4 protein-coding genes and 2 pseudogenes are annotated in these 6,455 nt (G+C 38.4%); 2 read left to right on the top strand and 4 right to left on the bottom strand.

The genetic code is table 11. From position 1 onward, the window contains the following. From FJR37_RS25225 to FJR37_RS27920, 4 genes and pseudogenes are all read right to left on the bottom strand, one after another. Nucleotides 1-588: pseudogene (locus tag FJR37_RS25225) on the bottom strand (hypothetical protein); the annotation flags it as partial. A gap of 116 nt (nucleotides 589-704) precedes the next feature. Continuing rightward, the gene (locus FJR37_RS25230) at nucleotides 705-872 is read right to left on the bottom strand and encodes a hypothetical protein (RefSeq protein ID WP_217355388.1); all 168 of its coding nucleotides are present in this window, start codon (nucleotides 870-872) and stop codon (nucleotides 705-707) included. 538 nt (nucleotides 873-1,410) lie between these two features. Beyond that, entirely contained in the window at nucleotides 1,411-3,606 is a 2,196-nt protein-coding gene (locus FJR37_RS25235; RefSeq protein WP_168467434.1) for a TIGR03032 family protein, read from the bottom strand. 245 nt (nucleotides 3,607-3,851) lie between these two features. Then, nucleotides 3,852-4,007, bottom strand: a complete 156-nt coding sequence (locus FJR37_RS27920; protein WP_371416170.1) for an autotransporter-associated beta strand repeat-containing protein — start codon at nucleotides 4,005-4,007, stop codon at nucleotides 3,852-3,854. A gap of 442 nt (nucleotides 4,008-4,449) precedes the next feature. On the opposite strand from FJR37_RS27920, the pseudogene FJR37_RS25245 reads away from it, so the two are divergent. Together FJR37_RS25245 and FJR37_RS25250 are read left to right on the top strand one after the other, a co-directional pair. Further along, nucleotides 4,450-4,587: pseudogene (locus FJR37_RS25245) on the top strand (transposase); the annotation flags it as partial. A gap of 80 nt (nucleotides 4,588-4,667) precedes the next feature. After that, a partial coding sequence (locus FJR37_RS25250; protein WP_254434668.1) for an NB-ARC domain-containing protein occupies nucleotides 4,668-6,455 on the top strand: 1,788 nt, incomplete at its 3' end.

The raw sequence follows: 6,455 nt of genomic DNA on the forward strand, positions 1-6,455 counted from the left end.
AGTGACGGTGTAAACTGTGCTTGTGCCGTTTTCTGCAAAGCTGGCGGTGGCAGCGCTGGTAATAACTGGAGCTTCGTTAACGGCCATTTCGATCGCCACTGGTTGCCCATCTAGGGTAATTATCGCCTGATCATTTTCACTTTGAATCCGACTTAACTCCGTTCCACTGGGGGTAATGCCCCGCACTAAGAGGGAAAAGAGTTCCCCTTCATCTCCAGGGGTATCACTGCTGTTGATTTTTGCATCTACAGCATGACCAATTTCTTCGAGAAGAACGGCAACTAGTTGGGCTGAGGTGGCCGTGGCGACAAAGGTATCGGCTAGATAAATGGTGTTATTACTGGCGGCGTAGGCTCCATTGGCTTTGCCTAAAATGCTGCTGTTGAGGATTTCAACCGGCGGTAAGGTACTAAAGTTCCCTGCTTGCCATTCTTGTTGTAAGGTTTGGGCAAGGACGGAGTTGTAGTTTGTGCCGAAGATGCTATTAAGAATTGTCCAATACTCCGGGGATTGGGCAACGGTGTTGAGTTGGTTGTAGGCGAGGTCGAGGGCAAGCTGGAGGTTGATATTCATATAAGTTAGAGTCACTTAGGTAGTAATGGATTATTAGGTATGACAATCTGTAAAACATCAATTAACAAAAGCAGTTTTGGAGGTGACAGCACCGTTGCTACTGTTGATTTTAAAGAGGTTAGGATCGTGGATTAAATAACCTGTAATTCTGGTTTAGCGGTGTAATTCCATTGCGGCAAGAATTCATCAAAAACAATCTTCATGTTTGATTTGAAATCAAGAGCCACTTTTCGGACTGTTTGATAGGTTTTATCGAGAATCGTGGTAAACACTTTAAGAGGTTGTTTGATAGCGTTCACGAAGTGTGCCGTATCCCTGCGGGAGCCGGAGGCATCAGGCATAGCGTGGCGTTAGCCATAAAGTATTAGATAGAACCAATAATTTCCAATAATTTCCAATAACCTAACCCCCCAGCCCCCCTTCCCTACCAGGGAATGGGGGTTTCAAAGCGTCTCCCCGCGTCGGGGAGAGGTTTACAAGAGGGGTTTATTTATACATTAAAAACTTTTCAAACATCCTCTAAGTCCTGTGCGAGTTGTTGCCGTTGCCATTAGGTCTTTGTCTCTTGGAGAGTAAGTAACCGGCAAATAAACTTGATCAATCACTCAATAGAGCGTTACGTTGATTCTAAATATTGACATGAAACCTCTTTCCAGTAAGCACTTCCAGATTTTTGCCTGTTTGACTACACTTTATATTTGGAATTGTTGGTATTTCTTACATTATGATATAAGAGACTAATTATATAAGTGCATAAAAGTTACTTAAATTTCTAAAAAAGTAACTTTTTGAGGAAAATTATTGTCCTTTGGTCATCAATAAACAACCCAGATTATGTTAGGCTTCACTGAATTGTGGATTAAGTTTAATAGCGTTACGAAAACAAATTAAGGCATCTTCAATTCTGCCAGTTTGTCGGAGTATATTGCCCAGTTCTTGATAAATTTGTGGGTTTTGGGGTTGCAGTTTTAGGGCTTGATTAAGACAGTTTTCTGCGGCTCGAAGTTGGTGTTGATTACCATAGAGTTTGCCTAAGTTCTGATAGGCTAAAGCAAAATCAGGTTTTATCTGTATCGCCCGTTGATAGGCAGCGATCGCCTCTTCATTTTTCCGCTGAATTTGCCAAATACTACCCAGATTGCAATGGGCGGCGGCCATATTAGGATTAATTTCTAATACTTTTTGATAACAGGCGATCGCTTCTTCAGATTTTCCCAAAGTTTGTAAGACATTTCCCAATTGATTATAGGCCGCTAGATAATCCCCTTGCAGGCGAATGGCTTCCTGAAAATAGACGATCGCTTTTTCTAAATTATTATCTTTAACCTGAGCTTTTCCCGCATCAAACATTAATTTGGCTGCATCACTGACAGGTTTTGCCTTTGATAAAATTTTGCCCTGGGCTATTTTTTGAGAGAATTTTAAACCATTAGACAGCGATCGGGGTTCAGCCCATCCCAACTTACGAAGCATTGATGCTAAAGCCTTTTCAGCCAAAGGAGTCGGCTCGTAAACCAAAATAATTTGCTCAAACTTCTGCGACCATATCTCCCGCTCTAAAAAAGCCAACATTTTTGTGCCAATGCCCTTTTGTCGGTGGTCTGGATCAACAAACAACGAAATTATTTCCGCCTTAAAATCGGGTAACAATTCCGCGATCGCAAAACCTACCATATCCCCCAAAACCGAAGCCGAAACTCCAATCACCTCACCCCGTTGCGGTTGACTTTGCCAACGTTGTTGCAAACTCGGAAAAGTCATCCCATTGTATGGTGCTAAACTTTCGGGATTCAGATGAAAAACCCTCTGAAACTTGATCTCTACCCCAGCAAGTTGTTCTTGCCGTTCCATTGCTTCATATTCCCGCGATTCCTGATTTTCGCGATCCACTCTTTCCTTCGTTGCCAATCCTGCGATCATGAGTGTGGAATCACTAGGACGTTTTACGGTTGGCTTAGTCGTCACCAATCCATTGGAACTCGGAAATGTCACCAATCGCTCAATATCTTCATCCTGAAAACCCAAGGACATAGGACGACAGACATTGGGCAACACCACCACATCAAATAACTCTTCAATCGGTTTGTCTAAAAACAGAGAATGGACAATTTCGCCACTATGCAAATTAATTACCATCAATCCACATTGGGCGGTTTTTCCTTCTGCTAATAGCCGTTCTTCTAGCACCAATCCCGAAAAACTTGCCGACCTCAGTTTCGATAGTCCCAAGATCGCTAAATCACCCCAAAAGGCTAATCCCCTCACAAATCCAGGACAAAAGGCGATCGGTATAAACTTGCTATCATCGACATAGCCCAGTTCCCCCGTCCCCGCATTCAAAATCCATAATTTCCCCTGATACCATCGCGGCGAATGGGGCATTGATAGACCTCCCAGCACAATTTCATTGCTAGGAATATGCAGAACAATACCCCCATCATTGCGGTGCGATCGCCATCCTGCGGCACTGTCAGTCATACTGCAAGCGGTGACATAGGCAGGTTCTCCTTCCACCATCGCTAAACCGTTGAGATGACAGCGATCTTCGGCTACCAGTTTTGTAATAAATGGCGGTTGCCAAATCGGTGCAAAACTATAACCCTCGGCGATCGTTGCCAGACAGCTAAAGTCTGTATTTATGAACACTGGTGTGCCAGTTTTGTCTAAAACCAGATCGTGAACATTCAGGCTACCTGTCGTATAGCTATGACTCGGTACATATAGGCGATCGGCTTCTTGATAGGTTTCGCCCTTGGCCAAATGATTGTCAAACTGCCAAATTTGATAGCGCGTACTCATGTAGAGGCTGTCACCTTGGGCATAAAGTCCCATCGGTTTATCAAACAACCGCTCGTTAATCGCCAATCTGCCGTTAGCCTTCCGACCCACCAACATCAAACGATTAGTCTGATAAGTGGTAAAACCAATGCTGATCTGCTCTTTTTCTAACCATTCCCACAACCCTTCGGAGGCGTTCACTGGCAGAAATGAGTTACTAGACTTTTCTTCTGATTCTGTCAAAAGTGTGGCCATATTCAAGAAACCCATAATGCGAATTCACTTATTTCGCCACCATCATAAATATACAACTTGGAAGGTTGTTTCTTGCTGTAAGTTTTTCATTGATTACATCTGATGCGATGGCTAAAGTCTTATCCTACCGTGACCCATGATAATTTATCAATGAATTATTTACAGGTGGTATTTTTTGTGAAATTGATGATAGTTCTGTTGTTGAAACTCCCGTTTCGCATGGTTCCAAAAAGCGTTCAAGCAAACTAAAATCCTTGCACTACAAAGATTTTGCTATTCCTTGCCTTGTTCATGGACTTATGCCAAAACGAGAAATAGGAAGAATAAGCGATCGCCTGGGTTCCAGCGGTATAGGTATTCACACCGCCGAGGTTCAACGTACCCGCACCATCCTTGGTCAGCGTGCCACTGGTCGTATGACCCCACTAACATACCCATTTGTTTCCTTTCCTTGTGACTGAGTGCTATAATTTATTTACTAGAGTATGATGTAAGTGAAATTATGTAAGTGTATAAAGGTTACTTAAATTTCTAAAAAAGTTACTTTTTGAGGAAAATTATCATCAAAAACTACTGGCTGATTTTAAGTAGGTGAACGGAAAAAAACCGAAATATGTAACGAAAAGTAAAGTTGCCCAAAACCTCTTCTCTGTTCCCTGTTCCCTTGCCATAACGACAATTTTTAACGCCAATCTACTTAGTAGATGGTTTGAAGAAGTAGCAGGCTATTTTGACCATACAGCAGTTTTCGCTCTTATGAGGTACATCTTAGCCCCCTATCGAAGAGCGGGGAGGGGGTTGGGGGTGGGGTTCTTGTACCTCATAACACAAAGGAAGTGCTGTAAGACATCTAATGGTGCTGTTGAAGGAATTAATAACAAACTCAAATTAATTAAACGGCTCAGTTATGGATTTCGGAATTTTGAAAATTTCCGAGTTCGTGCCTTACTACCTTGGTATTTCAATCCTATTTCTCCATAAAGGGAGCGGTAGAACCAAATTTTTTCTCTTGGTCCTATTACCGACTGGTAACTTAGCATAATAAGTACCTAAGAACCTATATGTTATTAATCAATGATTTTGGACAAGTTATTAACTATCTGAAAACTATCATTCCTCCAGATAGTTTAACTCCGATAATGGAATTAATTTTAAAAGAAGTTTTATTAGAAAAGAGTTATTCTGAAATTGCTGAAGAAATTAGTTATGATGCTAATTATATTAAGCGGGTTGCTGCGAAATTATGGCAATTATTATCCCAATATCTCAATACTAAAATTACCAAAAAGAATTTTCGCACGATTATTACAGAAAAATATCAAGCGGAAATTAACCAAAGTCAAAAAATACATCAGAAAATAAAAATTATAGATTGGAATGCTTGTCCAATTTTAGAGAAATTTTATGGTAGAGATGAAGAAATCAAACAACTTAAAGATGTAATTTTTCATCATGATAATCGTTTAATTAGTTTATTAGGGCTGGGCGGTATTGGTAAAACTGCTTTAAGTGTTAAGTTTGCTCAACAATATCAAGAAGATTTTGAAGTAATAATTTGGCGATCGCTGCGTAATGCACCTCCTTTAAATACTTTAATAACTGATCTAGTTACTGTTATTTCAAAATCAGAAAATTTACAAGGAAAAACTGAAGATTTATTAATTTTTCTTCAAGATCATCGTTGTTTAATCTTATTAGATAATTTTGAGACAATTTTAGAATCAGGAAAAATTGGTTATTATCGTTCAGGTTTTGAAAATTATGGTAATTTGATTCGCTGTTTAGGAGAGTCTGATCATCAAAGTCGTATTATTATTACTAGCAGAGAAAAATCTCCCGAAGTTAATTATTTAGAAGGAAAAGAAACTAAGGTAAAAAGTATTATTGTCCAAGGTTGTTTAGAAGCATCTCTAAGTATTTTAGAAGCCAGAAATATTCAAGGAAATTCAGAAGATAAACAATATTTAACCAATCTATATGATAATAGTCCCCTGGCTATTAAAATTATAGCAACTTCAATTCAAGATTTATTTAATGGTGACATTCAAACATTTTTATTAGAGAAAACTTTTATTTTTAATGGGCTAAATCGTTTATTAGATGAACAATTTACCCGTCTTAGCACTGGGGAAAAAACGATTATGAATTGGTTAGCTATTAATCGAGAATTAACATCTATTCAAGAATTGGAACAAGATATTTTTCCGCCTATTACTAAGTCAGAATTATTACAGAGTTTAGAATCTTTAATTGGGCGATCGCTCATCGAACAAAAAGAAGGAAAATATACTCAACAAGCTGTAATTATGGAATATATATTAGATAATTTAATTAATCAAATTTATCAAGAATTAATTGATTTTAAAATAGATTTATTTGGTAAATATTCCCTAAATAAAACCACCGTTAAAGAATATGTAACAGAAACGCAAAAAAGATTAATTATTGAGCCATTAGTTAGTTTATTACAAAAAACTTTTCCTGTTAAAATTAGTCTGCAAAAACATTTACAAAATATTCTCCATCAATTAAGAAATTCAGTAATGGCAAATTATGGAGTAGGCAATTTAATCAATATTTATAATAGTCTAAAATTACCTCTTAAAGACTATGATTTTTCAGAATTACCGATTTGGCAAACCGACTTATCACAAATATCAGTAAAAGGAGTTAATTTTAGTTATGCAGACTTTAAAAATGTGAAATTTCTCCAAAATCTTGCCCTGGTTTTAAAAGTAGCTTATCATCCCCAAGGTGAGATTATAGCAAATTCTGATATTCAAAAGATCATTCATTTATGGCGAGTTAGTGATGGACAAACAATCTTAAAATTAATTGGACATCAATAT

Source organism: Aphanizomenon sp. UHCC 0183 (genome assembly GCF_009712065.1).
Lineage (GTDB): Bacteria > Cyanobacteriota > Cyanobacteriia > Cyanobacteriales > Nostocaceae > Dolichospermum > Dolichospermum heterosporum.